The organism is Frateuria sp. GZRe12 (assembly GCF_051900535.1).
Lineage (GTDB): Bacteria > Pseudomonadota > Gammaproteobacteria > Xanthomonadales > Rhodanobacteraceae > Frateuria_A.
Genome location: NZ_JBHZGI010000004.1, coordinates 86,874 through 113,469 on the forward strand (window position 1 = coordinate 86,874; position 26,596 = coordinate 113,469).

The 26,596-nt window shown below is 69.5% G+C and carries 22 protein-coding genes; 14 read left to right on the top strand and 8 right to left on the bottom strand.

The features are described 5' to 3' along the window. Nucleotides 1-2: 2 nt before the first annotated feature. The 12 genes from ACFWZ4_RS10845 (at nt 3) to ACFWZ4_RS10900 (ending at nt 11,748) form a co-directional block, all read left to right on the top strand. A complete protein-coding gene (locus ACFWZ4_RS10845; protein ID WP_439704695.1) occupies nt 3-890 on the top strand; it encodes a Wzz/FepE/Etk N-terminal domain-containing protein in 888 nt (295 codons plus the stop codon). A 284-nt stretch (nt 891-1,174) separates the two neighbouring features. Then, the gene (locus ACFWZ4_RS10850; RefSeq protein ID WP_439704696.1) at nt 1,175-2,026 is read left to right on the top strand and encodes a class I SAM-dependent methyltransferase; all 852 of its coding nucleotides are present in this window, start codon (nt 1,175-1,177) and stop codon (nt 2,024-2,026) included. Nucleotides 2,027-2,036: 10 nt separating this feature from the next. Next, the gene (locus ACFWZ4_RS10855) at nt 2,037-3,254 is read left to right on the top strand and encodes an amidohydrolase family protein (RefSeq protein ID WP_439704697.1); all 1,218 of its coding nucleotides are present in this window, start codon (nt 2,037-2,039) and stop codon (nt 3,252-3,254) included. Next, nucleotides 3,251-3,961, top strand: a complete 711-nt coding sequence (locus ACFWZ4_RS10860) for a class I SAM-dependent methyltransferase (RefSeq protein ID WP_439704698.1) — start codon at nt 3,251-3,253, stop codon at nt 3,959-3,961. Before ACFWZ4_RS10855 ends, ACFWZ4_RS10860 begins: the two co-directional genes overlap by 4 nt. Then, complete coding sequence (locus tag ACFWZ4_RS10865; RefSeq protein WP_439704699.1) at nt 3,958-5,469, top strand: B12-binding domain-containing radical SAM protein; 1,512 nt, start codon at nt 3,958-3,960, stop codon at nt 5,467-5,469. Before ACFWZ4_RS10860 ends, ACFWZ4_RS10865 begins: the two co-directional genes overlap by 4 nt. 2 nt (nt 5,470-5,471) lie before the next feature. After that, nucleotides 5,472-6,638, top strand: coding sequence for a glycosyltransferase family 4 protein (locus tag ACFWZ4_RS10870; protein ID WP_439704700.1), 1,167 nt, complete (start codon nt 5,472-5,474; stop codon nt 6,636-6,638). Then, nucleotides 6,635-7,759 (top strand): glycosyltransferase family 4 protein, encoded by a 1,125-nt coding sequence (locus ACFWZ4_RS10875; protein ID WP_439704701.1) that lies wholly within the window; start codon nt 6,635-6,637, stop codon nt 7,757-7,759. Before ACFWZ4_RS10870 ends, ACFWZ4_RS10875 begins: the two co-directional genes overlap by 4 nt. A gap of 265 nt (nt 7,760-8,024) precedes the next feature. Continuing rightward, on the top strand, nt 8,025-8,840 hold the full coding sequence (locus ACFWZ4_RS10880; RefSeq protein WP_439704702.1) for an Abi-alpha family protein: 816 nt from the start codon (nt 8,025-8,027) through the stop codon (nt 8,838-8,840). A gap of 75 nt (nt 8,841-8,915) precedes the next feature. Next, nucleotides 8,916-9,656, top strand: coding sequence for a hypothetical protein (locus ACFWZ4_RS10885; RefSeq protein ID WP_439704703.1), 741 nt, complete (start codon nt 8,916-8,918; stop codon nt 9,654-9,656). A 95-nt stretch (nt 9,657-9,751) separates the two neighbouring features. Further along, on the top strand, nt 9,752-10,144 hold the full coding sequence (locus ACFWZ4_RS10890) for a GFA family protein (RefSeq protein ID WP_439704704.1): 393 nt from the start codon (nt 9,752-9,754) through the stop codon (nt 10,142-10,144). An 89-nt stretch (nt 10,145-10,233) separates the two neighbouring features. Continuing rightward, a complete protein-coding gene (locus tag ACFWZ4_RS10895; protein WP_439704705.1) occupies nt 10,234-11,190 on the top strand; it encodes an alpha/beta hydrolase in 957 nt (318 codons plus the stop codon). Between the two features lie 57 nt (nt 11,191-11,247). Further along, nucleotides 11,248-11,748 carry a hypothetical protein gene (locus tag ACFWZ4_RS10900; protein ID WP_439704706.1) on the top strand — a complete coding sequence of 167 codons (501 nt, stop codon included), beginning with the start codon at nt 11,248-11,250 and terminating at the stop codon, nt 11,746-11,748. Nucleotides 11,749-11,775: 27 nt separating this feature from the next. Here ACFWZ4_RS10900 and mddA read toward each other — a convergent pair whose 3' ends face one another. The 6 genes from mddA to ACFWZ4_RS10930 form a co-directional block, all read right to left on the bottom strand. After that, entirely contained in the window at nt 11,776-12,582 is an 807-nt protein-coding gene (gene mddA, locus ACFWZ4_RS10905) for a methanethiol S-methyltransferase (protein WP_439704707.1), read from the bottom strand. Between the two features lie 89 nt (nt 12,583-12,671). After that, nucleotides 12,672-14,102, bottom strand: coding sequence for a hypothetical protein (locus ACFWZ4_RS10910; RefSeq protein ID WP_439704708.1), 1,431 nt, complete (start codon nt 14,100-14,102; stop codon nt 12,672-12,674). A 243-nt stretch (nt 14,103-14,345) separates the two neighbouring features. After that, complete coding sequence (locus ACFWZ4_RS10915) at nt 14,346-17,162, bottom strand: protein kinase domain-containing protein (protein ID WP_439704709.1); 2,817 nt, start codon at nt 17,160-17,162, stop codon at nt 14,346-14,348. A gap of 142 nt (nt 17,163-17,304) precedes the next feature. Beyond that, a complete protein-coding gene (locus ACFWZ4_RS10920; protein ID WP_439704710.1) occupies nt 17,305-17,829 on the bottom strand; it encodes an ECF-type sigma factor in 525 nt (174 codons plus the stop codon). A 231-nt stretch (nt 17,830-18,060) separates the two neighbouring features. After that, nucleotides 18,061-19,281 carry a nucleotidyltransferase family protein gene (locus tag ACFWZ4_RS10925; protein WP_439704711.1) on the bottom strand — a complete coding sequence of 407 codons (1,221 nt, stop codon included), beginning with the start codon at nt 19,279-19,281 and terminating at the stop codon, nt 18,061-18,063. Next, complete coding sequence (locus ACFWZ4_RS10930) at nt 19,274-20,749, bottom strand: B12-binding domain-containing radical SAM protein (RefSeq protein ID WP_439704712.1); 1,476 nt, start codon at nt 20,747-20,749, stop codon at nt 19,274-19,276. The genes ACFWZ4_RS10925 and ACFWZ4_RS10930 overlap by 8 nt, the downstream gene beginning before the upstream one ends. A gap of 302 nt (nt 20,750-21,051) precedes the next feature. Between ACFWZ4_RS10930 and ACFWZ4_RS10935 the strand changes: the two genes are divergently transcribed. Together ACFWZ4_RS10935 and ACFWZ4_RS10940 are read left to right on the top strand one after the other, a co-directional pair. Further along, nucleotides 21,052-22,134 (top strand): serine kinase, encoded by a 1,083-nt coding sequence (locus tag ACFWZ4_RS10935; protein ID WP_439704713.1) that lies wholly within the window; start codon nt 21,052-21,054, stop codon nt 22,132-22,134. Nucleotides 22,135-22,211: 77 nt separating this feature from the next. After that, nucleotides 22,212-23,957 carry an ATP-binding cassette domain-containing protein gene (locus tag ACFWZ4_RS10940; protein WP_439704935.1) on the top strand — a complete coding sequence of 582 codons (1,746 nt, stop codon included), beginning with the start codon at nt 22,212-22,214 and terminating at the stop codon, nt 23,955-23,957. 151 nt (nt 23,958-24,108) lie between these two features. Here ACFWZ4_RS10940 and ACFWZ4_RS10945 read toward each other — a convergent pair whose 3' ends face one another. Both ACFWZ4_RS10945 and ACFWZ4_RS10950 read right to left on the bottom strand, forming a co-directional pair. Then, nucleotides 24,109-25,365, bottom strand: a complete 1,257-nt coding sequence (locus ACFWZ4_RS10945) for a heme biosynthesis HemY N-terminal domain-containing protein (protein ID WP_439704714.1) — start codon at nt 25,363-25,365, stop codon at nt 24,109-24,111. Next, nucleotides 25,362-26,450, bottom strand: coding sequence for a uroporphyrinogen-III C-methyltransferase (locus tag ACFWZ4_RS10950; protein ID WP_439704715.1), 1,089 nt, complete (start codon nt 26,448-26,450; stop codon nt 25,362-25,364). The genes ACFWZ4_RS10945 and ACFWZ4_RS10950 overlap by 4 nt, the downstream gene beginning before the upstream one ends. Nucleotides 26,451-26,596: the final 146 nt, after the last annotated feature.

Sequence of the window (26,596 nt, forward strand, 5' to 3'; positions counted from 1 at the left end):
GCATGCCCATGGAACACGACGAGATCTACCTGATCGACCTGTGGCGGATCCTGCGCCGCGAATGGCGCTGGTTCGTCGCCGTGGCGGTGGTGGTGGTGGCCGCCGCGGTGTTCTTCGCGCAGACGGCGCGCCCGCGCTGGGAGGCGACGGCCTGGATCCGCCCCGGCCAGCTTGGGGAGGCACCAGGGGGGCTGGACCCGCGCATCGAGCCGTTCCAGCGGGTGATCGAGCGCATGGACACGCGCGAGTTCCAGGACGCGGTGCTGCAAGACCTTGGCCTGTCGCCGCGGTCGGCCGAGGCGCACCTGTACCGGGGCAGTTTCGATCTCGAACCCTCGCCCTACGCCGGGTTGCTCAAGCTGACCCTGCGCGGCTATTCGCAGCAGCAGGCGCAGCGCTTCGTGCGGGTCACGTTCGAGCACCTGCAACGGGTGCACGAGGGGTTGATGGCCGAGCCGCTGGAGCTGGCGCAGGCCCGGCTGAAACAGGCCGAGGCACAGCTGCGCGATGCGACCGCCGAGCGCGACCGGCTGCGGCAGGCCCTCGAAGGATCGCGCGAGCGCCAGGACCTGATGCTCGCCAGCATGGTGCTGAACAGCAGCAACCAGGAGGTGCGCCAGCTGCAGCAGACCGTCGGCGACCTGAAGGCGCGGTTGACCGCCAGCTACTCCTACCAGACCACACTGGCATGGCCGATCTACACGCCCGACCACCCGGTGTATCCCAACCGCGTGCTGATCTGGGGCGCCGGGCTGGTGCTCGGCTTTGGCCTGGGACTCGTGGCGGCAGTGGCGCGCAATGCGGCGCGGCAGGCGCGGGTCGCGGGCGGCGCTTCGACGCCGGCGCTGGGCGCCTACGCTCAGGGCGAGCGAGGGGTGGGGAACCGCTAGCGATCCGGCCCCGCTCGGCGCTGCAAAAAAGGTCCGTTCGCGCTGGGCGTAGCCCGCAGCGCGAAGTCGAGGCGACCCTCAAATCCCACCCTGAAGTTCCCTCTCCCAAAGGGCGATGAGGGTCGGGCCGAGCGCGGCATCCGGCGCCACCGACCCCCCTCCCCAAGTTCTTTCCCGAAGGGAGAAGGCTCAACTCCCCATTCAACCCCACCCCCTACACCCGGCACTCACACCTCGAGCCATGGAACGCAGGCGGCATCCGCATGGCGCCACGCGAGGACAGCATGAACCACCCACTCCCGCTCGCTCCGCCCGACGCATCGCACGGTGCGATCAACGAGGCACAACTGCTCGACACCCAGCGCGCCTTCGACAGCGTGGCGCCCGACTACGACGGCCCGCGCGGCAACAACGAGCTGATCCAGCGCATGCGCGTGCAACTGTGGGACACCGTGCAGCGCGAACTCCCCATCGGCTCGCGCCTGCTCGACCTCGGCTGCGGCACCGGCCTGGACGCGATCGAATTCGCCCGCCGCGGCTACGGCGTGCTGGCCACCGACTGGGCGCCGCAGATGGTCGAACGCACCCGCGCGCGCGCCGCCGCCAGCGGCCTGGCCAGCCAGGTCGCCACCGCCCACCTCGGCGTGCAGCAGCTCGACCGCCTCAGCGGCGAGTTCGACGGCATCTACTCCAACTTCGGCCCGCTCAACTGCGCCCCCGACCTCGCCGCCGTCGCCACCGAATGCGCCCGCCTGCTCCGCCCGGGCGGCAAGCTGGTGTTCTCCGTGATCGGCCGGCTCTGCCCCTGGGAGCTGGGCCACTACGCGATCCGCGGGCGCTTCCGCCGCGCTGCCGTGCGCTGGGCGCGCAAGCCGATGGCGGTGGGCATGAACCGCCACGTCATCTGGACCCGCTATTACCTGCCGCGCGAATTCCACCGCGCCTTCGCCTCACACTTCGCGCTCTCCTCCTACCGCGCGCTCAGCCTGTTCCTGCCGCCGCCCTACCTGGTGGAGTTCTATCGCCGCCACACGAAAGGCTGCGAACGACTTGGCCGCCTAGACGACCGCTTCGGCGGCTGGCCCTTGCTGCGCGACATGGGCGATCACTTCCTGATCGTGATGCAGCGCCGCTGAAGCCATGGACATGCACGCCCGCCCCGACACGCTCCTGCTCGCCGCCGGCTGGTGGAGCGGCAGCGGCGTGGCGCGCGGCGCGCTGGCGATCCACCGCGACAGGATGGCGCCGGCCGCGTGGACGACCGCGCTGCGCATCGACCTGCGCGATCACCTGGTCTTTCCCGCCCTGATCAACGCGCACGACCACCTGCACGTCAACGCCGTGCCGCCCCTTCGCACCGGCGCGCCCTTCCCCAACAGCTACGCCTGGATCGAGGCCTTCCAGGCGCACTTCGCCGAGCCGTCGGTGGTCGCCGCGCTGGCCCGGCCCAAGGCGCTGCGCCTGCGCCACGGCGCGCTGAAGAACCTGCTCGCCGGCACGACCTGCGTGGTCCACCACGACCCCTGGCACCCGTCACTCGACGAGCCGGACTTCCCGGTCGCCCTGCTGCGCGACTTCGAATGGAGCTACGCGCTCGCCGGCCCCAGCTACGGCCCGCCGGTGCGCGCGAGCTTCGCCGCCACGCCGCCGCAGCGGCCCTGGATGATCCACCTGGCCGAAGGCACCGACGCCACCGCCCGCGCGGAACTGGCCGAACTGGACCGCCTCGGCTGCCTCGCCGCCAACAGCGTGCTGGTGCATGGCGTGGGCCTGGGTCCGCGCGATATCGAGCGCGTCATCGCCAGCGGCGCCGCGGTGGTGTGGTGCCCAGGCAGCAACCGCGCCCTGCTCGGGCGCACGCTCGATCCGCGCCGGCTGTGCCACGCCGGCCGCCTGCTGCTGGGCAGCGATTCGCGCCTGAGCGGCGAGCGCGACCTGCTGGACGAACTGCGCCTCGCGCTCGACCGCTACGGCCTCACGCCCACGCAACTGCTCGGCCTGGTCACGCGCGACGCCGCGCGCATCCTGCGCCTTGCCGGCCGCGGCCGCCTGTCGCCCGGCGCGCATGCGGACCTGCTCGTGGTCGAGGACCGCGGCGGCGATCCGACGCGTAGCCTGCTCGGCCTCGCGCGCAGCGACCTCCGCGCGATCGTGCGCGACGGTCTCCCGCGCATCGCCGATCCGGACTTCGCCGATTGGTTCGCCGCCTTCGGCATCGACACCGTGCCGGTCACGCTGGACGGCCGCCCCAAGCTTATCGACCGCCGCCTGGCCGACGACGCGCTGCTCGCGCTCGAACCGGGCCTGGCCGCCGACGCCATGGCCGGCGCGCTGTTCCTCGCCGCCGCGGGAGCGCACGGATGACCCTGCCCCCCGTGCTCGATCCGCTGGCCGCCTACGACCTGTGGGCGCCCGACTATCCCGCCCACGCGCACAACCCGGTGATGCAGGCCGAAGAGCGCGCGATGCTCGAACTGATGCCGACCGACCTCACCGGCCTCACCGTGCTCGACGCCGGCTGCGGCAGCGGCCGCTACATGCGCCACGCGCTGCACCGCGGCGCCGCCCGCGTGACCGGCGTCGATCTCTCCCCGGCGATGCTGCACCGCGCCGCCGCGGCGCCGTATGGCGGCGCTGCGCTGCCGGTGGCCCAGGCCCGCCTCACCGCCCTGCCGCTGCCCGACGCGATGGCCGATATCACTGTCTGCGGCCTGGTCATCGGCCACCTCGAAGCCCTCGGCCCCGCGTTGGCCGAACTGCGCCGCGTGACCCGCCCCGGCGGCGCGCTGCTGATCAGCGACATCCATCCGATCGGCCCCGCGCTCGGCTGGCTGCGCGACTTCAAGGCCGGCGGCCAGCGCTACGCCGTGCGCCACACGCAACACCTCTACAGCCATTGGCACGCCGCCTGCGCCGCGCTGGACCTGGGCATCGACGAAGTGCGCGAACCCATGCTCGATCCCACGCTCATCCCCGACGGCGCGCACTTCGACCGCGTCGCGCTGGAGGTGCCGGTGGCGCTGGTGTTCCGCCTTCGCCGCCCCGCCTTTCGAACGGTGACCGCGCCATGACCCGCCGACCCCGCACGCTGCTGATCAACCCCACCATCGCCTCGCGCCACAGCGCGCGCTTCCCGCTCGCGCTGCTGAACCTGGCCGCGGCGCTGGACCGCCACGGCGAAAGCCGGATCATCGACGGCAACATCGACCGCGACACCGTCGCCGAGGTGCTGCGCGTGCTCGACCACGAATCGTTCGATGCGGTGGGCATGACCGTGATGGGCGGCCCGCACGTGCCCGAAGCGATCCGGTTGTCCAAGGCGATCCGTGAGCACTCGCCCGGCCTGCCGATCGTCTGGGGCAGCTACTTCCCCACGCTATTCACCGACGCGGCGCTCAATGCGCCCTACGTCGACTACGCGGTGCGCGGCCAGGGCGAGGACACGCTGGTCGAGCTGGTCCGCGCGCTGACCGGCGAAGGGCCGCCGCTGTCCGCCATCGCCGGCCTCTCGTGGAAAGACGGCGAGCGCATCGTGCACAACCCGGCGCGCCCGTTCTCGCGCGGCAACCCGCCGCCGCTGCTGCCCTACCAAAAGCTCGGCGACCCGCGCAAATACCTTTCGCGCACCTTCCTGGGCCATCGCACCGTCGCGCACCAGGCCGCGCTCGGCTGCCGCTACCACTGCACCTTCTGCGGCGTGGCGGCGATGTTCGGCGGCGCCACCGCGCTACCCACCGCGGCGCGGCTGGAGCGCGAGCTCGGTTACCTGAAGCACGAAGTCGGTGCGGACTCGGTGCAGTTCTTCGACCATAACTTCTTCGACCGCGAGGCGGAGATGGTGCCGCTGCTCGAAGTGCTGGCGCGGCTGGAACTGCCGTGGTGGTGCTTCGCCCGCGCCGACGCGTTGATCAACCTGTCCGAGGAAAGCTGGAAGCTGGTGCGCAGGAGCCGCCTGCGCATGGCCTACATCGGCGCCGAGTCGCCCGACGGGCAGATGCTCAAGGAAATCCGCAAGGGCACGCGTCCCGACCAGACGCTCGAGGTCGCGGAGGTCTGCCGCCGCCACGGCGTGATCCCCGAGTTCTCCTTCATGGTCGCGCCGCCCACGCATACCGAGGCCGAGACCGAGCAGACCTTCGACTTCATCCGCCAGTTGAAGCGCGTGAACCCGGCCTGCGAGATCGTCATCTACATCTACACGCCGCTGCCCGAGAGCTCGATGCACGCGAAGGACCGCGGCCGCCACCGCGCCACGCCGCTGTTCGACCTGCATGGCGAGCCGGTGGTGTTTCCCGCCACGCCCGAGGAGTGGGCGCAGCCGCAGTGGGTGAACTACGCCTGCCACGCCGATGCGCCGTGGCTGGATGCGCGCCTGCGCCGGCGCATCGACGATTTCGTGACCGTGCTGCGCTGCCGCTATCCCACCGTGCAGGACATGCGCGCCCCACACTGGGCCAAGCAGGCGCTGAGCGCGATGGCCGGGTGGCGCTACCGCATCGGCCACTACGACCGCCCGTGGGAGCTGCGCCTGGCCAACCGCTTCGTGCAGTTGCGCCTGCCGCAGGTGCAGGGGTTGTAGCGATGACCCCGCACGTGGCGCAGGTCAGCTTCCTGCCCGCGCCGGCGGGGCTTGCCGGCGCGCAGGTGCTGGAGCGCTGGCCGTCGCTGGCCGACATCGCCGAGGCGGCGGCCAGCGCCGGCACGCGCATCTCGGTGATCCAGGCGGCCGCGCACGCGGAGCGGCTGACCCGCCACGGCGTGGACTACCACTTCGTCGACGTGCGCGGCACGCGCCGGCGCGAGCGCGGCCGGCGCGTGGCGACCCTGCTCGCCGCGCTCGGCGTGGAGCTTGCGCACGTGCACAGCCTGGGCTTCCCGGAAGAGTCCCACGCGCTGGCGCAACATCTGCCGCGCGTGCCGCTGCTGTTCCAGGACCACGCCGACCGCGCGCCCCGACGCTGGTGGCGTCGCTGGCAATGGCGCCAGCGCTACCGCGCGATGGCCGGCGTGGCGTTCACCGCACCGGAACTGGCCTGGCCGTTCGCCGCCGCCGGCGTGCTGCAGCCGTCCACGCGACTGTTCGCGATCCCCGAATCGAGCAGCCGCTTCCAGCCCGGCGATCGCGAACGCGCGCGCATCGAAACCGGCCTGTACGGTCATCCGGCGGTGCTGTGGGTGGGCCACCTGCAGCCTGGCAAGGATCCGCTCACCGCCCTCGACGGCATCGCGCTCGCCGCGCAGAAACTGCCGGGGCTGCAGCTGTGGTGCGCCTACGGCCACGCGCCGCTGATCGCGAAGCTGCAAGCGCGCATCGAACGCGACCCGTGGCTTGCCGGCCGCGTGCACCTGCTGGGCAAGGTTCCGCACACGCGCATCCAGACCCTGATGCAGGCCGCCGACCTGTTCCTCTCCGCCAGCCATGCCGAGAGCTGCGGCTTCGCCGCGCTGGAGGCGATGGCCTGCGGCACCGTGCCTGTGCTCAGCGACATTCCCTCCTTCCGCGCGCTCACCGGCGACGGCAAGGTCGGCCGGCTGTGGCGCTGCGGCGATGCCCGCGCGCTGGCCCGGGCACTGGTCGCCGCCGCACTCGAGCGCATGCCGCCCGAACCGGTACGCGCCCACTTCGATGCCACGCTCTCCTTCGCCGCGGTCGGCCAACGCTGGCGCGAGGCCTACCTGCAGCTCCTGCAGAGCCGCCGCGACGCCTACGCCGACGCCCTGGAGAACCGGCCCGGGAGTCTCGCGTGAAACTCGCCCTCGTCGTGCCCGGTGGCGTCGACCGCAGCGGCGAAAGCCGCGTCATCCCCGCCCTGCTGGCCCTCATCAAGCGGCTGGCGCAGGCACACGAGGTGCACGTCTTCGCGCTGCGCCAGGAAGCGGCCCCCGCCACCTGGCCACTGGCCGGCGCCACCGTTCACAACATCGGCGACGGCTGGCAACGCTGGCGCGCCTTCCGCACCATCGCCGCCGAACACCGCCGCGCCCCGTTCGACCGCGTCCACGCCATCTTCTCCGGCCGCTGCGGACAGGTCGCCGCAGCCGCCGGCCTGTGGCTGCACTGCCCGACCCTCGTCCACGTCGCCGGCGGCGAACTCGTCGCCCTGCGCGACATCCACTACGGCGGCCGCCTGAACTGGCGCGGCCGCCTGAGCGAAGCGATCGTCCTGCGCTGCGCCGACCAGGTCACCGCCGCCAGCGCCCCGGCGATCGACTCGCTCCGCACGCTGGGCATCCAGGCCCAACGCGTTCCCCTCGGCGTCGACCTCACCACCTGGCCCCCGCAATCCCCCCGCCGCCGCGGCCCCGGCCCCGCCCGCCTGCTCCACGTCGCCAGCCTCAACCGCGTCAAGGACCAGCCCACCCTGCTGCGCGCGCTGGCGGAGCTGGCCAAGCGCGGCGTCGACTTCCGCATGGACATCGTCGGCGTCGACACGCTCGATGGCGAAATGCAGCGCCTCGCCACCCAATTGGGCCTGGACGAGCACGTCCGCTTCCTCGGCTTCCGCACGCAGCGCGAACTGCATCCGCTCATGAGCGCCGCGCATCTGCTCGTCATGTCCTCGCGCCACGAAACCGGACCACTCGTGTTTCTTGAAGCCGCGATCGCCGGAGTACCTACTGCCGGCACCGTCGTGGGCCACCTCGCCGAATGGGCACCCGCCGCCGCTCTCGCCACTCCGATCGGCGACGGCATGGCCCTCGCCGATGCGATTAAACGCCTGTTGGACTACGAAGACCTGCGGCTGCAACTAGCCTGGTCCGCACAACGCCGCGCCATGCGCGAGGACGCCGATCACACGGCGAGAGCGTTCGAAGCCTTGTACTTATCACTCCATGAAGTGCCCGCGACACCAGCCAGGCTGCCTTAGGCGCCAACGCAGAACGCGGCACCGATCCTGCGCCCGCGCGCGCTCCATACGATTTATTTCTCCACATCCGGGGTGTATCGGATAGCCCCCGTTTCCCTCGATTTGCAACGGCCGATCTACCCGGCCGCACCGCACCGCGGGGCCACTAAACAATTGAGACGAGGCCCATTTCACGGGTTGACGCAAGCGTCTCCGACGGGAGACGATCGGCGATATGCCCCAATTTGGGACCTACCAAGCGTTAGGCTCACAAGGGAATTGCGATATGAATGGGATCGACAAGGCCAAAACCGGAATTGAGATCGTCGGTGAAGCCATTCGACTGGCAGGCGACGAGCCAAATGTGAGAGCGTCAGCCGGGGAACTGGGGAAAACAGCCCTCACTCTGACCAAGACGATCAACAACGCTCTCTTGCCGCTAGCAGCTGTGAACTTCGCTTTTGACAAAGCCCGAAAGTACTTTGCTGAGCGATTTGAGCAAGACCTGAAAGAGAAGGCGGATAAAATCCCACCGGAAAGCATTGTTGAACCTAAAGCTTCGGTAGCCGGGCCCGCACTTCAGGCCTTAGCGTTCGCTCATGAGGAACCCACGCTTCGAGACCTGTTTCTTGAACTTCTCGCCGGTTCGATGGATAAAAATCGAGAGAAGCTGGCTCATCCTGCTTTCGTTGAGATCTTGAAGCAACTAGAGTCAGAAGAAGCACGCCTCATCAAGTCCGTACTGCCATCCGATATTCTTCCGATCGCCTCGATTGCCCGCGTGCACAAGAATAATGGAGGCCAAGTTGTGCTTGTGCGCCACATTCTTAACATGCGTAATCAACTTACTAAGGCGCCATCGATCGTTGAAAACCTATCAACGATGATCGATAACTGGATTAGGCTTGGACTTGTAGTTGTCGACTACCAATCCCATTTAACCGATGAGTCTAAATACGGCTGGCTATCCGACCGACCTGAGATGAAGGCTCGGACTCCGGAACCAGATGAATCAGAGTTCAAACTAGACTGGCTCAAAGGCATCATGTTCCCCACAGACCTTGGCAAACAGTTCGCTAAAGCCGTGGCGATCATCAAGTGATGTCGAACAACTCGTTCAGGGCGGACTGCTTCGCCGCTGCTTAACTTAGCGTTATGCGTACAGAGGGGAGATTTCATGTGGTATCACGCAATCGGCTACTACGGAACCAAGCGCCGATACTGGTGGAATCGAAAAAGAGATGATTTGATACAAGACATCATTGTCCCGTTTATTTCCAAGCAAGTTCGCGTCCTTACACGCGAAGGAACACCCTCTCTTTTCAATTTTGGCTCGGCTGATTACATTACCATTGTCAGAACCGAGGACAAGTTGTCTGCAAAAAAAGGAGCTATGCCGGCATCTCTAACAAACTCCCAATTCGTTGCTCAGCACTGCGCAACTAAGGAGTTTATAAAGGACATGCAGGTGCTCTCTTCTTCACCGCGCATCAAATCCCTTCTCGAGCAAGCAGCCGCTCCTCTCAAAACGCAGATCTTTGTGATCATGCAATTCGGTAACGACGAACTAGATTCAGCATACACGGGCGTAATCAAGCCTGTCGGCGAATCTTTCGGGTTTAACGTCTTGCGCGTCGACGAGATTCAAGATGGCGGCAGCATAAATCAACAAATGCTAGAAGAACTTTCCTCTAGCGCCATAGTACTGGCTGACCTCAGTGGAGAGCGCCCCAACTGTTACTACGAAGCGGGATTCGCTCATGCCATTGGAAAGGAGATTATTTTCTCCATCAAACATGGTTCAGCAATTCACTTTGACCTTGCGGGCAATCGCTTCATTACTTGGCGCACCGAGGCGGAGTATCGAAAAAAGCTAAAGGAACGCCTAGAGTCAATAACAGCCAAGGGCGGGGCTTGAACGTATGACAATTCGTTCAAGCCAAAGCCGCTTCACGGCTCGGCTTAATTCAGGCGTTAGATCCCACAATGGATTCCGTGGCAACGGAGACAAAGATGGAGCGGGTCGCCTCCTGCAGTTGTGGTCAGCTCACGGCTCGCGTTGTGGGTGAGCCGGTCCGTGTCTCGATCTGCCATTGCCTGGCATGCCAGCGCCGCACCGGCAGTCCATTCAGCGAACAGGCGCGGTTTCCTCGCGCGAACGTCGCGCCCATTGGCGTGTCTTCCGAATACGTACAGGCGGGAGATGAAGGCCCGGGCGCTCGTTTCCATTTCTGCCCCAGGTGTGGCGCAACGGTGTTCTACGAGCCGCTCGGTCTGCCTGACTACGTGAGCATTCCGGTTGGTGCGTTCGCAGATCCTGGCTTCGCCGCTCCCACAGTTTCCGTGTACGAAGGGCGCAAGCACGGTTGGGTGATTCCACCGGCGGCGGCGGAGCACTTTCCGTGAGCCCGTCGAGTCCCGCCGCGGTGGGCCCCGGAAACGGGGTAGGGTTCATTTCCAGCGTCTGATTTAGTCGATCATCTCCGTCCGAGCCGATGCCTAAGCCAACACTCCCGCTCCTCTTGCTCGCGCTGGCTTTCACACACGCGCAGGCGCGCCCCGCCGTCTGGCAACCCTCTCCCGGCCACATGCAGGTGCCGATCTGGCCCGGCACGGTGCCGGATGCGCTGCCCCACCCGAAGCCGGAGGCAGTGGCCGCGGACTGGGCCAAGGTCACCAACGTCAGCCATCCGACGATGACCATGTACGCCCCCAAGGGCCACAACACCGGCGTGGCCGTGGTGGTGTTTCCTGGTGGCGGTTACCAGATGCTGGCGATGGATCTGGAGGGGACGGAGATCTGCGACTGGCTGACCTCGCGCGGGATCACCTGCGTGCTGCTGAAGTACCGCGTGCCCGATTCGGGTCCAACTTGGAAGGACGGCCACCGCTACTACCCGAAGGTGCAGACGGCGCTGCAGGACGCGCAGCGTACGCTGGGGCTGGTGCGCCAGCACGCGGCGCAGTGGCATGTCGATTCGCACAAGGTGGGCGTGATGGGCTTTTCCGCCGGCGGGCATCTGGTGGCCGCGGTCAGCACGCATTTCGAGCGGCGCACGTATCCGCCGGTGGATGCGGCCGACCGGCTTAGCTCCCGTCCTGACTTCGCCATCGCTCTCTACCCCGGCCACCTGTGGGCGCATGAGGATGAAGACCACGCCACGCGCGACGAGACGGACCTGAAGCTGCGTCCGGACATCCACGTCACCGCCGACACGCCGCCGACGTTCCTGCTGCAGGCCGAGGACGATCACGTGGACGGCGTGGAGCAGTCGCTGGCCTATTACGTCGCGCTGCAGAAGGCCGGCGTGCCCACGGAGCTGCACCTGTACGCGCAGGGCGGCCACGCTTTCGGCCTGCGCCCCAGCAAGCTGCCGATCCGCCATTGGCCCGAGCTCGTCGAGCAGTGGCTGCATACGATCGGCGTGCTCGGCTCCGCGGACGGTGGCTAAGCGATAGAGACGCGGGTTTCAGTTTCCAACGCCAACCAACCCAGGCACGGGCTGCCCATGTACCCAGCCGAATTCGCGGAAACCTACAGTCGTAGCGAGCGCATCCGCTTCGCCCTGATCGGCATCGTCGTGGGCGCGCTCGCTCTTGGCGCCTGGAAGCTGTGGGCGCTCCCATGGATCGCCGGGTTCGCGGACACGGCACCGTGCCGTACCGTCTTGGGCATCAACGGCGCCACCGCCTTGTGGTTCGGTCTGTTCGTCGGCCTGCCGATGCTGTTTGCGATCGTCCTGGCCATCGAGCCTGGTCGCCATGGCCTGGCGATCCTGCGCGATGGCCAGTACCCGCCGCGCGGCGCGAAGGCCCTCCGGCCGATCCGCATCCGGCGCGGTACGACCGCGAGATGGATCGGCTACCTGCACGTCCTGGCGTGCGTGCCTTTCATCGCGATAGCCCTCTGGGGATACGGGCAGGCCGCGGCCCTTTCCGGCATGAAAGGTACGATCCAGTGCCCGGGCCAGCCCCACGCGATCGCCGCGGCGCCCGGTGACCGTGGCTGAGTGGTTGTACGTCCTGGGTTCGGCGGCTCAGCGCGGCATGCGCTCCGATCCGCTCGCGGCATGGCCCAGCGGACAGCCGGCCGTCGGGGCGCCCTGACCGCGCGCGAATCGCCACGGCACCAGCATGGGCACGTCGCGCTGGTAGGCGCGGTAGGTGTCGCCGTACTGGGCCACCAGGTCGCGCTCCTCGAGAAACTTCACCGCGACCAGGATGTAGCCGGTGGTCATCAGGGCGAACAACAGGTGGCCGGCGCTCATGTCCGGCGTGGACCAGAACGCGATCAGGAAGCCGAGCATCAGCGGGTGGCGCACGATGCGGTAGTAGGCGCGGGTGACGAACGGTGCGTCGCTTTCCGGCCCTCGGTGGCGGGCGTAGAACCACACCTGGCGCAGGCCGAACAGGTCGAAATGGTTGATGACGAAGGTGCCGGTGAGCACCAGCATCCAGCCGAGCGCGGCCAGGGCGTAGAGCACCCAGCGCGCCGGTTCGCTGTCCACCTGCCAGATCGAAAGCGGCAGCGTGCGCCACTGCCAGAACAACACGACCAACGCGAGGCTGCTGGCGAGCACGTAGGTGCTGCGCTCGATCGGCGCGGGGACGTAGCGCGTCCACCAGCGCTTGAACGCGGGGCGCGCCATGCCGCTGTGCTGCACGGCGAACAGGCCAAGCAGGACAAGGTCGATCGCCAGCGCAACGGCGGTCGGACCGGTCGGGCCGTCGTCGATGGTGCGCGGCACGCCAAGGCCGCTGACGAAGCCGATCGCGTAGAGGAAGCTGAGCAGGAAGATCGTGTAGGCGACGGCGCCGTAGAGCAGTGCGAGCAGGCGGGACATGGCGAGCCTCGTGGTGGTTGCAGGGCCAGATGGATTCCCGCTTTCGCGGGAATGACGTCCGGCCAGGTGGGCGTTGGCGGTATCGCTTTTCACAGCGCGGACAGGAAGGCCACCAGATCGCGCTTCTGCTGCGCGCTCATGTGGATCTTGAAGCGGGTGTCGTAGAAGTCGACGACGTCGTTGAGGGTGGCGGCCGAGCCGTTGTGGAAGTACGGCGCGCGCGCCGCCAGGCCGCGCAGGATCGGGCCCTTGAACTTGCCGATGTCGGCCCATTTGCCGGTGATCATGGCCAGGCCCGGGTCGGTGGTCTGCATGCTCTTGCCGGTGGCGATGTTGGTGAGCGTGTACAGCGGCAGGTCGGGCGTGCGCCGGCTGGCGTCGGCGATGCCGATGTTCACCGGCAGCGCGACCGAGTGGTTGCCGATGTTCGGCGCGTTGTGGCAACTGCTGCAGCTGCCGCGGATGACGGACTTGCCGGTGGCGTCGTTCAATCCCGCCACGCCGCTGATGTTGATGCGCATCGAGTTGAACAGCTTCTCGCCGCGGGCGATGGCCGCACGGGCGCGGCCGCGACGATCGCGGTTGAACTGGTTGGAGTCGTCCCAGCTGTCGAACAGGCGCATGGCGTTCTCGTCGAAAGCATCGCCGGTCGGGTCGTTGCCGAGCGTGTCGTTGATGCCGATCCAGAAACGCTGCAGCGCGAGAATGGCCGGCCCGCCCAGCGCATCGGACTCGTTGAGGCGGCCAGCGGCGTTGTCCTCCACCTGCGCGGTGACCAGGTGCAGTTCGAACTCGACGATGCTGTCGATGATCGCGTCGGACGGCGCACGCGCGGCCTGCTCGTGGCCGAGGATGGCGTTGCGCGCCTGCTGGGCCAGGCTGCTGCGCAGGTCCTGCATGTTGATGCCCGCGTCCATCGGCGGGTTGAACGGGGTGAAGGTCTCGCGCGCGTCCCACATGACGGCGGTCAGCCAGATCAGGTTGGTCGAGGGCAGCGGGCGTCGGAACAGCGACAGCTCATGCGCGCTGGCGTAGCCGTAGGGATCGTCGACCGCGCTCAAGCGGAACTGGGCGTTGTCCGGGATCGGCCTGCCGATGCGGATCAGGCCGCGGTTGAGCAGCATGGCGTAGGCGCTGCGGCGGGCTTCCACGGACGAGACGTCGGCCAGTGGCGAGACCGCGCCGTCGACCAGCGCGAAGATCGGATCCATGCCGCTGGTGCGGGCGAAGCGTTGCCGCAGCTCCTGCGGCGTGACCGACCAGCCCTGCGCCTGGCGGTGGCAGGAATCGCAGCTGCGACCGTTGCTGCCGAAGCCCTGGAAGAACGCGTTGTCGTGGTCGATGCGGCCGGTGGGCGTGGTGGTCTGCATCGAGCCGGACGCATCGGATGTCACCAGCGGATTGCCGCGCGAGGCGTCGACCTGCTGGGCATGGATGGCGCCGGTGCCGAGCAGGAGCGCGGCGAGCGTGATGGCCAGTCGCCGGATAGCGGTGGCGCGGAAGATGCGGTGATCGGACATGCGAGGTTCCCCGTGGCAGCGGTGCGTCCTTCGGACTTCGGCTTCGACCTGCAAGGTCGTGGCACGGACGGGGAACACTGGCCGGGGGCGAAGTGCGACATGGGGGTTGGCGCGGCGCGGCACGGGCGGCGCGAATCCGCAAGGAGACGAACAGGAGAGCGCGCGATCGTTGGACACGCGTCACCCGCCGGGAACCGGGCCCCTCGTTGCAGGAGCGCAATTGGCCGCGACGCCCCGCCGGGGTCAGTTCGACAGCACGCCGCAGGAACCGATCGAGCGGCGCAGCAGCGCCTCGGCATCGGCCAGCTCCGGATGCGTGGCAAGGCCGTTGGCTTCGACGGTCGCCTGTGCACCACGGACCTGCGCCGCGGCATGTGCACAGTCGCCTCCACGCGCCGCGGCGACGGCAAGCCACAGCTGCGCGGCGAGCCGGCGCGGATGGGCCGGCGGCAGCTCATGGCTGGCACGCGGGATCGCCGCAGCGAGCCTTGATCTCGCCTTGTCCGGCTCGCCCTTCGCGAGTTCGACCTGCGCCAGCAGGGTCTGCGCCCACAGCAGCTGCGGATCGTTGCGGGAGGCGACTGCGGCGAGGTCGCGGTCGACCGTCGCCTGAAGCGCGTCCGGACATTGCGGACCGGGCGATTGGCGGCAGGCCAGCAACAATCGCGCCTCGGCGATCAGCGGCGGCACCCGGTACGTGCGCGTGCGCAGGCCGGCGATGGCGTCGGGCAGCCGTTCGCGCGCCCGCGCCGGCTGGCCTTCGAGCAGATCGATGCCGGCCAGTTCGCTGTCCACGCGGCCGATCCGCATGCGGTTGGCCGGATCGGTGCCGTACAGGCGGCGTGCTTCGCCGAAGAGCTTGCGCGCGCCGGCGAGATCGCCCGCTTCCACCGTGCCGAAGGCGGTGGCTTCCAGCGAATCGCCGTGCAACGCGCTCTGCGCGCCGAAGCCGCCGGCCGACCACGCCTGTGCCTGCCGGCAGCGCGACTGCGCGCTGGCGAAATCCCCCCGCAATCCTTCCAGCACGCAGGCTTTTTGCGCGGCGTAGACCTGGGTGAGCTGCGGCTTGATGCCGTTGCGCGCGTACATCGCCAGCGCCTGGTCGAACAACGCGTGCGCCTGCGTCCAGTGGCCGGCGCGGTACGCGGACGAGGCCAGGCCTGCCAGCGCCAGCGTGGTTTCGTTGCTGGACGCACCGAAGTGCGCCAGGTCGAACTGCCAGGTCTTGCGCCACATCGCCATCGCTTCGTCGTAGCGCTCCAGCCCTTCCAGCGCGGAGGCGACGTCGTTGTAGCCGATACCGACGCGCGCATCGTCCGGTCCCCAGGTGGCGATCCGTTCGGCCAGTGCTTCGCGGGCGAGGGCCAGCGAGGTCTCGCCATGCCCTTCGCTGTTCTCGACCGCGCCCAGCGGTCCGAGCAGGTCGATCAGCGCCTCGCCGTGGATGCCCTGGGCCCGCATGCGCTGGTGGGCCAGCCGCAGGTCGGCCGCGCCCGCCGCGAAGTCCTCCATGCGCACCTCGGCGTAGCCGCGCGCGGTGAGCGCGTGGATGGCCTCGATGTCGGACGGCGCCAGCGCCCGCTCGGACAGCGCAACGGCCCGGTTCGCGAGCTTGCGCGACTGCGCGGTGTTGCCCAGGTTCTCGTACAGGCGCGAAAACATCGCCAGCAGGTCCACGCGGCCGCCGTCGTCCATCTCGGGCGAGTTGTCCAATTTCGCCACGCCATGCGCCACCAGCTCGTCCAGGCTGGGTTGCCGGGAGGCGGCGACACCGTAGCGGATCGGCGCGAACAGGCTCTCGACGAACGCCCGCACCATGTTGGCGCGCTCGGCCTGGCGTCGCGCGACCTGCGCCTGCCATAGCGCCAGCGACAGCGACACCAGGATGGCCAGCACGAACGTCGCGGTGATCACCACGCCACCGCGATGCCGCGCCGCGAACTTGCCCGCGCGATACCAGCGCGAGGGCGGGTGCGCCTGCACCGGCTCGCTGTCGAGGTGTCGCGCGATGTCTTCGGCCAACGCGCCGGCGGAGGCGTAGCGCCGCTCCGGCTCCGGGCAGGCGGCTTTCAGCACGATGTTGTCGAGGTCGCCGCGCAGCTTGCGCCGGATCGGCGCGACCGTCGCCGCCGACCGCGCCAGGCCGTAGGCCGTGGCGAGGGTCGGCGTGGCGGTGTGCGAGGGTGGCGTGGTGGCATCGCCGGTGGCGCGCCGGTGGCCGCTGATCAGTTCCTCCAGCAGGATGCCCAGCGCGTAGACGTCGGTGGCGGTGGTGATCGGCTGCTGGGCGAACTGTTCCGGCGCGGCGTAGGCCGGGGTGAGCGCGCGGTGCTGGGTGCGCGTGGCGCTGTCGAAGTCCTCGTCGAGCAGCCTGGCGATGCCGAAGTCCAGCAGCTTCACGTCGCCCTCGGGCGTGACCAGCACGTTGGAAGGCTTGAGGTCGCGATGCACGATCAACGCGCGATGGGCGGTCTCGACCGCGCGGCAGACCATCAGGAACAGCACCAGCCGCTGGCGCAGGGAGAGCCCGCGCTCGCGCGCGTAGTCGGTGATCGGCTGGCCGTCGACCAGTTCCAGCGCGATGTAGGCCTGGCCGCTCTCCGTCACGCCGCCCTCGATCAGCCGCGCGATACCCGGATGGCGCAGGCGTGCCAGCGCCTCGCGCTCGCGGCGGAACTGGCGCTGCGCCTCGACGGTGTAGAGCCCGCGTGCGAGCAGCTTGACCGCCACTTCCTGGCGCACGCCCTCGCTGTCGCGGAAGGCGCGGAACACGGTGGAGGAACCGCCTTCGCCGAGCACCTCGACCAGTTCGAACGGGCCGATCGTGCTGCCGGCGGGGAGCGCGTCGCTGACGCTGGTTTCCCCGATCGCCTGCGCGGCGCGGGCGGCGTCACCGGTGGCGAGCAGTTCGCCCTCGGTGGCGTCGGCGGCGAGCATGCGTTCGAGCTGCGCGCGCAGGTCCAGGTCGGGGCAGCGCTCGGTGAGCAGGCGCGCACGTGCGGGCGCCGCCAGCGGCAGGGCCGCTTCGAACAGCTCGCGCAACGACGGTATGGATGCCATGACGCCTCTCCTCGCCCTGCCTCTTCCATAAACCCCGGATGGATGCGGTTTGCGACCATGTTGCCCGGGTGATGCGCGGAATTTCGCGCAAGGCCCTAACCCTTTCCCCTGCCCTTTCCCGCGAAGAGGACTTGCGTGCGCGCTAGTCCATGCGGGCCTTGATAAAGGCGCGCGCGAAGCGCCAGTCGCGGTCGATGGTGCGCCGGCACAGACCCAGCGTTTCGCCCACCTGTTCCAGGCTGAGGCCGGCGAAGAAGCGCAGTTCGACCACCTGCGCGGCGCGCGCGTCGGCCAATTCGAGTTCGTCCAGCGCGGCGTCCAGCGCGAGTGCCTGTTCGGCGGTGTCGAGCGCGAGTTTCAGCGACTGGTCGTCCAGCGTGACGCGCTGCCACTGCCCGCCGGCGCACAGGCGCAGGCGGTCGCGGGCGCGGTTGATCAGCAGGTGCCGCATGGCGCGCGCGGCGTAGCTGAAGAACTGCGCTGGATGGTCGAACTGCAGGCCTTCGCGCTGGCCCATGCGCAGGTACAACTCGTGCACCAGCTCGGTGGTGTCCAGCGTGGCATTGCGACGGCTGGCCAGCTGTTTGGCGGCCATCGCCTTCAGGCGCGCGTAGACCGTGACGAACAACGCCTCGGCCGACTGGTCGAGCGGCATGGGTTCGGTCATCGCGAAGCACCCCGCTGGGCAGGTCTTCAACGGGGGGATGGTACGCCTGCGCGGGATGGGTGGAACGGATCGCAGCGATCCGTCGGGTACTTGCCCGTTCTCCCCCGCGGGCAGAGGGCTGGGGTGAGGGGCCACTCTTGCGAAAGGCCGCCTACAGGGACGGTCGCTCTGGTTACTTCCCCGCAAGCCCCGGCCCCTCACCCAAACCCTCTTTCCGGAGGGGAGACCACTTCAACTTTCGGCGGAGCGCGACTCCAGCGCCGCCCGCACCACGTACAACGTATCCATCCGCGGCACCGGGCGGGTCAGCCAGGCAAGAATGCGCCGTCGTTGCGACGAAACGACCCAGCTTTGCCCCTGCAGCCACAGTTGCGTGCGCACCATGTCCGCCCGCTCGCGCCGCGCCTCGTCGGTGGGCCTGAGCCGGTTGTGCAGGTAGCGCGCGACCTCGCCGGGCGAGCGGCACCATTCCATGCCGGCCAGGCCGTGCAGCCACAGGTCCGAGCAGGAGACCGCACTCAGCGTCCAGCGGCTGGAGACCGCGCGCAGCAGCGGCGGGCAGTCGCGCTCGAGCCGTTCGAGCACGGCGTCCGGCACCGCATGGCGGTAATAGCGCGCCACCAGGCGCAGCGGCGGCAGCGCCCACCACGGCGGTTCGTGCGCGTGCCACAGCACGTCCCAGTCGCGCAGGGTCATGCGCGTGGCCAGCAGCGAGATGTCGTTGAGGTGCAGCAGGCGCAGGCTGCGGCCGCAGAGGTTGCCGGCCGCGTGCAGCAGCAGGTGGCCCATCAGCGCCGCGTGCGACGGGTAAGCGTTGAGCCCGGGTTGCGCGTCGCGCGGATACACCGTGGCGGTGAGGTCGACGGTGGCCAGCGGCAGGCGCTCGTGGATGTGCGTGTGCAGCTCGATGTTGACCGGGGTGTCACGGTGCTCGCCCAGCGCATTCACCGGCGCCTGTGCGACCGGCTTGAACACCTGGTGCTTCCACTGGGTGAAGGAGCTCTCGTAGCCAAGTTCCTGGAGCAGGCCGGCCGCGCGTTGCGCGTCGCCCGGATGGACGAGCAGGTCGATGTCCGCCATCGGCCGTTCGCCCGCCGCGTACAGGCCCAGCGCGTGCAGGGCCGCGCCCTTCAGCGGCACCAGCGGCACGCCGGCCGCGCGGGCGGCGGCGTCCAGCCGGTGCAGCAGGTCGACGATGCGCTGGTGGCGCAGCGCCACGTGTTCGTGCTGGTCGGCGAGGAAGCGCTTCCACGGCGCGTGCTGCCAGCTGGGACGGCGGTCGAGCAGCGGTGAGACGCCGTGCGCGGCGGCCGCGGCCATGGCCAGGCGCCATTCCAGCGCGGTCCAGTCGGGCGTGCCGCCGCCGGGCAACGCCAGTTCGGCGGCGAGCGCTTCGGTGGCGCGGCGCAGGCCGGCGCGGATGGTGCGTAGCGGCGGCAGGTGGTCAGGCATGGCTGAAAGAGGCCGTGGCCGCGGGGCAGGCCTGTTCGGTGCGGTGCGCCTGCTCGCTGGCGATCAACGCGTTCCAGCGCGCGTCCAGCGCGGCGCGGGCCAGCCCGTGGTGTTCGGTGGACAGCTGCGATGCCGACTGCTGCAGCTCCACTTGCGCGTGCAGCAAGTCGCGCACGTGGCGGTAGAAGTCCGAGTCGTAGGCACCGCGGAACATCATCGCCAGGTCGTTGCTTTCCTCCCAGTGCGTCTTGCGGCCGAGCTGGGCTTTGACCTTTTCGTAGAACTTGGTGCCGGGCAGCGGATAGGACACGCTGACGCCGATGTCGTCCGGCGCGGCGCGCGCGATCAGTTCGCGCGTGGCGAGCAGGTCTTCCAGTTCCTCGCCGAGATAGCCCAGCTGGACGAAGAAGCCGACGCGGATGCCGTGGCGCCCGAGCCGTTCGCGGGCGCCGATCAGGTCGGCCACGTGGGTGCCCTTGCTCATGGCGTCGAGCACGCGCTGGCTGCCGCTTTCGGCGCCGATCCACACCTCGACGCAGCCGGCCTGCGCCAGCGCATCGGCCATCGCCTCGCTGCACAGGTCGGCGCGCGCCTGGATGGTGAACGGCACCGGGCCGGCGCTCGCGTGCAGGTGTTCAGCGAAGGCCTGCACCCAATCGACGTAGAAGCCGAAGATGTCGTCGGCCATCCAGATGTGGTCGGGCGCGAACGTGTGCTTCAGGTGCGCCATTTCGGCGGCCACGTCCAGTGCGTCGCGCTGGCGGTAGTGGTTGCCCCAGATCGGCTTGGCGCACCAGTTGCAGCGGAACGGGCAGCCGCGCGAGGCGGCCATGTTGAGGCTGAAGTAGCCGTGCCGCTCCTTCCAGAACGCGCGGTAGCGCTCGATGTCGATCAGGTCCCATGCCGGATGGCCGACCAGCCGCGCGTCCGGCGGCTGGATGCCGATGCGCTGCAGTTGCGTCTGGCCGTCCGCGCGGAAGGCGACACCGGCCAGGCCGGCGGTCCAGTCGCGATGGTCGATGGCGCGGTCGCGGTCGAGCCGCTCGACCAGCGCCGACAACGCGCCGACGCCCTCGCCCAGCAGCACCACGTCGGCGCCGGCGGCGAGAAAGGCATCGGGCTGATCGGAGGCGTCCGAGCCGGCCACGATCACGCGGGCGCCGCTGGCATGCGCCTCGCGGATCATCTGGCAGGCCGCCTCGCGCATGCGGCTCAAGCACATCTTGGTGAGGAAGTTGAAGTTGTCCTCGTACAGCACCACCAGCTCTGGCGCGGCGGCGTGCAGGGCGTCGGCGTAGGCCTCCACGCCGTCGGCGAGCATGGTGTCGAACAGCGTGACCTCGTGCCCGTGCTGGCGCAGGAACGCGGCGACCTGGATCGTCGCCAACGGGGGATAGGGCTTGCCACGTTCCCACTGCTTGCGGTCGTACTGCAGGTAGTAGGAGTGGCTGACCTGGATCTTGAGCATGGATGTCGGCCCGGCCGTTGGCGAAGGAGGCCGCGCGGGGCGGCCGTCGGCGTGCATGCGGGTATGTGCCGGACGGGGGGATCGAGGTTGCGTAGCCTTGGCGGTCTCTCCCGGTCAGGGAGCTGATGCGTGCGGCGTGGGCGCGCGAAGACATGACAGGCGCGCGATCTGAAGCCCTCTACCCTCTGGGGAGGCAGATTCGTCGCAAGAACGACCCCTCACCCCAGCCCTCTCCCCGAAGGAGAGAGGGGCCATTTGCGGCGAGCAAAACCTCTACCTCCCGCAAGCGCACTCACGCCGGCATGACCCCGCCCTCCTCCCCTGCCACCGTCGCCGATCCGTTCGGCGAGCGCACCGCCTGCGGTTTCGGGCTGCAGCGCAGGGTGCTGGGTGGACGCTTCCACTTCGCCAGCGACAACGAAGCATTGTTGAAGCTGGTCGAGGTCGCCTATGGCGGGCTTCCCGCGTACGAGCTGCCGCGCGCGGAGGACTTCCACATCGAGCTGCGCCTGCTGCCCGCCCGCACCCGGTACCGCCGCGAGCCACCGCCGGTGCGGCATCAGGCGGGCGCGGGGCTCCTGTGCGGCGTGATGGACGAGTACAACTATGCCGTGCTCGACCCGCGTGGCCGTCGTGCGCTGGTGGCCGCTTCGCAGGCGATGCTCCGGCGGCCTTATCACCTGCGCTACGAGCTTATCGAGTTCGCCGTGTTTACCCTGGCCACGCGCGGCATGGGCCTGGTGCCGCTGCATGGCGCGTGCGTGGGACATGGCGGGCGCGGCCTGCTGTTGCTGGGTGACAGCGGCGCGGGCAAGTCCACGCTGGCGCTGCACAGCCTGTTGCACGGTCTGGATTTCCTCGCCGAGGACGCCGTGTTCGTGCAGCCGCACACCCTGCTCGCCACCGGCGTACCCAATTTCCTGCACCTGCGCCCGGACGCGCTCGAGTTGCTTCCCGAGGGCGCCATGCGCGATTGGTTGCAACGCTCGCCACGGATCCGCCGGCGCAGCGGCGTGGAGAAGATCGAGGCCGATCTTCGCCACGGTGCGGGCCGGCTGGCGGGCAAACCGCTGGAACTGGCCGGCGCGGTGATGGTGACCGGGGAGCGTGCCGACGGCGAGTTGCTGACGCCCGTGGATACCGACGCCGCCGCGGCCTGGCTGGTGGCCAACCAGCCCTACGCGGCGGGCCAGCCGGGCTGGCAGGCGTTCGCGCGGGCGCTGGTGGGCCGTGGCGTGTACCGGCTGCGGCGCGGACGCGATCCGCGGGCATCGGTCGAGGCACTGCGGCGGCTGCTTGATACCGGCGCACACCCCGTCTCCCGCGAGGAAGTGCGCGGGAGCGGGCCAACTTTTCCCGAAACCGCCTGCACTCAGGAAAGATGAGCACGATCCCCGGCAAAGACGCGACCCTGGACCGCCGCGAAGGCCTGACGGCGCCCTGGTACCAGCGCGTCACGACGATGCTGTTGCGTGCGCTGCCGGCCTCGCGCTTCTGGCGCGCCTTCGCGCTCACGCTCGGCCGCCGGGATGCGCTGCAGATAGCGAGCTACGTGGCGCTGTCGCTCGGCGCGGCGCTGGCCGGCAGCATCGCGGCGATCTGCCTGGTGCCACTGGTACAGCCGGGTTCGTCGTCGCCGTTCGTCGGCTACGACAGCGTGCCGATGCAGGCGCTCGCCTTTGCCGTGGCCACCGGCAGTTTCGCGCTGATGCGCTGGCAGGTCGCGCGGCTGGGCGCCGACCTGGTCAGCCGCTGCGGCATGAACCTGCGGCGGATGGTGCACGCGCGCCTGGTCGATGCGCCGCTGGGCGAACTGGCCGATGCGAGCTCGGCCGAGATCGCCAACGTGCTGACCTACAACATCGAGATCCTGGTGCAGGGCTTCAGTGCGCTGCTGCAATTGGCGGTGATCGGACTCACCACCGCGGTGAGCCTGGCGTTCGTGTTCTGGGTATCGCCGGCGCTGCTGTTCATCACGCCGGTGCTGGTGGCGCTCGGGCTGTTCGCCGCGCGCGCCTACGGCCGCGAGCAGTCGGCGGTGAGCCGGCAGTACGTGGCCGACATGACGCGGCTGTTCTGGCTCAGCGAGGATTTTCCAAGGCGCCTGCGCTATGTGCGCTCGTTCGAGCGGCAGAGCGCGGAAAAGGCGGGCTACGGTGCGATCTCCGCGCGACTGGGCCTTGGCTACCGGCGCCAGATGGAGCTGGTCGCCGCCGGTCGGCTGATGCTGGAACTGGCCGCCGCCGCGGGGATCGCCGGCATGTTCGTGCTCGCCCATCGCTGGCACGGCATCGACAGTGCGTCGCTGATCGCGGTGAGCCTGCTGCTCGGTCGCCTGCTGCCGTACCTGGTGTCGACCCGGCAAAGCTGCCAGCAATTGCGTTCGGCCTCGCCGGCGCTGGAGCTGTGGCAACGCCACATGCGGCACCGGCACGACGCACTGCCGGCGGTGCCCGCGCGTGCGCTGGCGGTCGGCGACGTGCTGGCCATCGGCCAGTTGCGCCTGCGCGCGCCGCTGGAGGCGCTGTGCGTGCGCCATCTGGTGCTCTCGCCCGGCGAGCTGACGCTGATCTCGGGCGACTCCGGCATCGGCAAGAGCAGCCTGGTCGACGTGCTGGCCGGCATGCTCCTGCCATCCGAATTCACCGCATCGATCGGCGATCACCCGATCGACTTCGACGGCTACCGCGCGCTGGTGCGCAATGGCGCCTACGTCAGCCAGAGCGTGCGCCCGTGGCAGCACACGGTGCGCGACTGCCTGGCCTGGGCGGCACCGGCGGCGAGCGACGACACCATGCTCGGCGTGCTGGAGGATGTCGGCCTCGGCCGCTGGCTGGCCGCGTCGCGCGAGGGCCTGGATGCGCCGCTCTACGGCAGTTCCAGCCGTCTGTCCGGCGGCGAACTGCAGCGACTGATGCTGGCCCAGGTGATCCTGCGCCAGCCGCTGCTGGCGGTGCTGGACGAGGCCACCGGCGCGCTGGATGCCGCGTCGGAGCTGGCCGTGCTGGCCGCGCTCAAGCGGCACTTGCCGCGCTCGATCCTGGTGGTGGTGTCGCATCGCGAAGGCGTGGCGGCGATGGCCGACCAGCATCTGCTGATCGGCAGGGATCTGATGGCGGGCGTGACACGTCCTGCGAGTCCATCGTCATCGCGCGCTGCTGCTCCCTCTCCGGGCCGGGGAGAGGGCTGGGGTGAGGGGTCGCCCTAGCGACGGACTCCCCATTGCGTTCACGTTTCCCGCGGCGTCCAAGGCGCCGATTGCCTTTCCCCGCAAGCCCCGCCCCTCACCCAAACCCTCTCCCCGGAGGGGAGAGGGCTTCAGATCGCGGGGAACATCAGCTCGACGGGAAAGCCGACGGCTACTTCCGCAGCCGCGGCACGCCGTGCTCGTCGCGCTCTTCCACCGCCAGCGAGCGCGTGTCCGGGTGCGACAGGCGGCTGTCGCGCGGCAGGTCGAGGGTGGGCTCGCCGCGGGTGAGGGCCAGCGCGTTGCGGTAGCAGCGCTGGGCGAGCGGGACATCCCCCTGGCCGATGCAGGCGTCGCCCATCGCTTCCCAGGCGCCAGGGCTGGGGGCGATGGCGAGGGAGCGTTCGAGGTAGGTGCGTGCCTTGCCCCACAGTTGCTGGCGCAGGCACATGCGGCCGAGCGCGAGCAGCAGGCCGGGGTCGTTGGGGTGGGCCTCGAGCCAGCCTTCGGCACGGCGAAGGCGGGCGTCGAGGTCGTCACCGTCGAGCGTGCCCCAGGTTTCAGCCAGTTGCGGCGACCACTCGCGGCGCAGGGCGGACTCCAGTTCGTCCATCGCCGGCAGCGCCAGGCCGAAGGCGGCGGCGCGGCGGGCGTAGGCGTCGATCACCGCGGGCGCGCGGCGCTGGCCCTTGGGCAGTTGCGACCACAGTCCATTGAGCGCCTGGCCGTCGGGAGTGGCGAGGATGGCCGCCACCAGTACCTGCGTTTCCAGCGCGGCATAGCGGGGTGTGCCAAGCGCGCCGCTTTTCTGCAGCGGCTCCAGCGCAGCCAGCGCGCGGCGGGGTTCGCCGGCGGCGAGCGCGGCGAGGGCGAGTTCGTGCCAGCCCCCGGGGGTGAGGCTGCCACTGTCGGCCTCGGGATTGAGGAGGGCGAGGGCTTCGGCCGGCTTGCCGTCGCGGCGCAGTACGCGCGCACGCACCACGCGCGCCGCCTGCGGCGCTGCCTGGCCGGCACGGTTGAGGGTTTCCAGCGCGCGCGCGGCTTCACCGCGACGGGAGGCCGCTTCGGCGGAGGCGAGCAGGGCCGGACCGCGCAGCGCGTCCAGCCGGGCGGCCCGCTCCAGGTCGCGCTCGGCTTCGCCGTGGCGACCTTCCATCAGCGCGACCAGGCCGCTGCCCAGCCGCTGTCGGCTGACGCGGCGGTGCCGCCGCGACATCGCGCCGAACGGCCAGCGCGCCAACCGCCACAGCCCGGCGAGGATGGCCCAGGCCAGCAACACGATGACCAGCGCGGCCACCACGGTGGTTTCCACGCGCCAGCCGCGCAGGCGCACCAGCACGTAGCCGGGATCTTCGGACACCCAGTGCCAGCCGAACGCGGCCAGCGCCGCGACCACGATCAGCAGCAACAGCCAGCGCCAGAGCTTCACGGCCGGCGCTCCGTGCTGGATGCGCGTGCCGGCGCGTCGACCGCCTTCAGGGCATGCACGGCGCGCAGGTTGCGCAGTTCGGCCAGCGCGGCACCCAGTTGCACCGGCGCGACGGGTTTGATGCTCCCGGCGAGACTCGCCAGTTGGGCCTGCACGTGCGCGACGGCTGTATCGCCGGTATCGAACTGCGCCGCCACGCTGGCCTGGGCACGGGCAATGGCCGCGTGCGCGGCATCGACGTCGGCGGCGAGCAGCGCGGCCTGCGCCTGGGCGAGGTCGAGCGCAGCCAGTTCACGGGCGAAGCGGGCATCGGCCACCGCCAGCGGCGCGCCGTTGTCGCGCTGCACGTTGACCACGCTGCCGAGTGCGTGGCGAATGCGCGCCCACGCGCCGGGATTGGCCGCCTCCGCGGTGGCGTCCTCGCGCTTGAGCGGGAGTGTCTGGAGCGCACCGCGCAATTGCTGCAGGACATCGACCGCCTGGGTGCGCGGCACGCTCTGCTCCAGCGCCTCGCGCTCGGCGGCAAGGCTCTGGCGCACGCCGGAGAACGCGCCATCGTTCACCGCGGCCAGCGCCTGGTCGGCCAGCCCGTAGGCGGCCGCCGCGCCCTGCGCGTCATGGAACAGCACGTAGCGTTGCTGGCCCATGCGCAGCAGCGTCTCGGTTTCATCGAGCAGCATTGCGTCGTGGCCGGAAAGGCTCTTCTCCGACAGCTTGGCGACCGCGTCCTCGAGGTTGCGCACGCGCTCGGACTGGCCCAGCAGTTCCTCGCGCAGGCCGCGGTTGACCTGCTCGGCGTCGCCCAGTCGCTGGCGCAGCGAGGAGCGCTCGTCGCCAAGCGTCGCGAGCGTGTTTTCGAGGTGGCCCACGCGCTGGTCGAGGTTGTCGCTCGCGCTGCCCTGCATCTGCTGCCACTGGCGCCAGGCCACGTAGCCGGCCAGGCCCAGCGCGAGCAGGGCGATCAGCAGCGCGAGGGCGAGCGTGCCGCCACGGCGCGGGGCCGGCCTGGATGCGGGGCGCGGGACGGGGGCGGCGGCCGGAACCGGCGCGTCGGGACGATCGGAAGCGAGGTCGTCTTGGCTCATGCGCGCCATGCTAGCAGCCCGCATGGCGCGGTTCGCATGGTGGGTGTGAAGCCTGCGGCACCCTCCCGCGGGAGCGCACCGGTGCGCGATCACCATGCCTCCCGGCCGCGTACCGGCGCGCTTTTATAAGGGGCCCGCGTGGCATG

Excerpts from the sequence above, each read along its gene's own strand:
- ACFWZ4_RS10845 (WP_439704695.1), top strand. The coding sequence starts at position 3 with ATGCCCATGGAACACGACGAGATCTACCTGATCGACCTGTGGCGGATC.
- ACFWZ4_RS10850 (WP_439704696.1), top strand. The coding sequence starts at position 1,175 with ATGAACCACCCACTCCCGCTCGCTCCGCCCGACGCATCGCACGGTGCG.
- ACFWZ4_RS10855 (WP_439704697.1), top strand. The coding sequence starts at position 2,037 with ATGCACGCCCGCCCCGACACGCTCCTGCTCGCCGCCGGCTGGTGGAGC.
- ACFWZ4_RS10860 (WP_439704698.1), top strand. The coding sequence starts at position 3,251 with ATGACCCTGCCCCCCGTGCTCGATCCGCTGGCCGCCTACGACCTGTGG.
- ACFWZ4_RS10865 (WP_439704699.1), top strand. The coding sequence starts at position 3,958 with ATGACCCGCCGACCCCGCACGCTGCTGATCAACCCCACCATCGCCTCG.
- ACFWZ4_RS10870 (WP_439704700.1), top strand. The coding sequence starts at position 5,472 with ATGACCCCGCACGTGGCGCAGGTCAGCTTCCTGCCCGCGCCGGCGGGG.
- ACFWZ4_RS10880 (WP_439704702.1), top strand. The coding sequence starts at position 8,025 with ATGAATGGGATCGACAAGGCCAAAACCGGAATTGAGATCGTCGGTGAA.
- ACFWZ4_RS10885 (WP_439704703.1), top strand. The coding sequence starts at position 8,916 with ATGTGGTATCACGCAATCGGCTACTACGGAACCAAGCGCCGATACTGG.
- ACFWZ4_RS10890 (WP_439704704.1), top strand. The coding sequence starts at position 9,752 with ATGGAGCGGGTCGCCTCCTGCAGTTGTGGTCAGCTCACGGCTCGCGTT.
- ACFWZ4_RS10895 (WP_439704705.1), top strand. The coding sequence starts at position 10,234 with ATGCCTAAGCCAACACTCCCGCTCCTCTTGCTCGCGCTGGCTTTCACA.
- ACFWZ4_RS10900 (WP_439704706.1), top strand. The coding sequence starts at position 11,248 with ATGTACCCAGCCGAATTCGCGGAAACCTACAGTCGTAGCGAGCGCATC.
- mddA (WP_439704707.1), bottom strand. The coding sequence starts at position 12,582 with ATGTCCCGCCTGCTCGCACTGCTCTACGGCGCCGTCGCCTACACGATC.
- ACFWZ4_RS10910 (WP_439704708.1), bottom strand. The coding sequence starts at position 14,102 with ATGTCCGATCACCGCATCTTCCGCGCCACCGCTATCCGGCGACTGGCC.
- ACFWZ4_RS10915 (WP_439704709.1), bottom strand. The coding sequence starts at position 17,162 with ATGGCATCCATACCGTCGTTGCGCGAGCTGTTCGAAGCGGCCCTGCCG.
- ACFWZ4_RS10920 (WP_439704710.1), bottom strand. The coding sequence starts at position 17,829 with ATGACCGAACCCATGCCGCTCGACCAGTCGGCCGAGGCGTTGTTCGTC.
- ACFWZ4_RS10925 (WP_439704711.1), bottom strand. The coding sequence starts at position 19,281 with ATGCCTGACCACCTGCCGCCGCTACGCACCATCCGCGCCGGCCTGCGC.
- ACFWZ4_RS10930 (WP_439704712.1), bottom strand. The coding sequence starts at position 20,749 with ATGCTCAAGATCCAGGTCAGCCACTCCTACTACCTGCAGTACGACCGC.
- ACFWZ4_RS10935 (WP_439704713.1), top strand. The coding sequence starts at position 21,052 with ATGACCCCGCCCTCCTCCCCTGCCACCGTCGCCGATCCGTTCGGCGAG.
- ACFWZ4_RS10940 (WP_439704935.1), top strand. The coding sequence starts at position 22,212 with ATGCTGTTGCGTGCGCTGCCGGCCTCGCGCTTCTGGCGCGCCTTCGCG.
- ACFWZ4_RS10950 (WP_439704715.1), bottom strand. The coding sequence starts at position 26,450 with ATGAGCCAAGACGACCTCGCTTCCGATCGTCCCGACGCGCCGGTTCCG.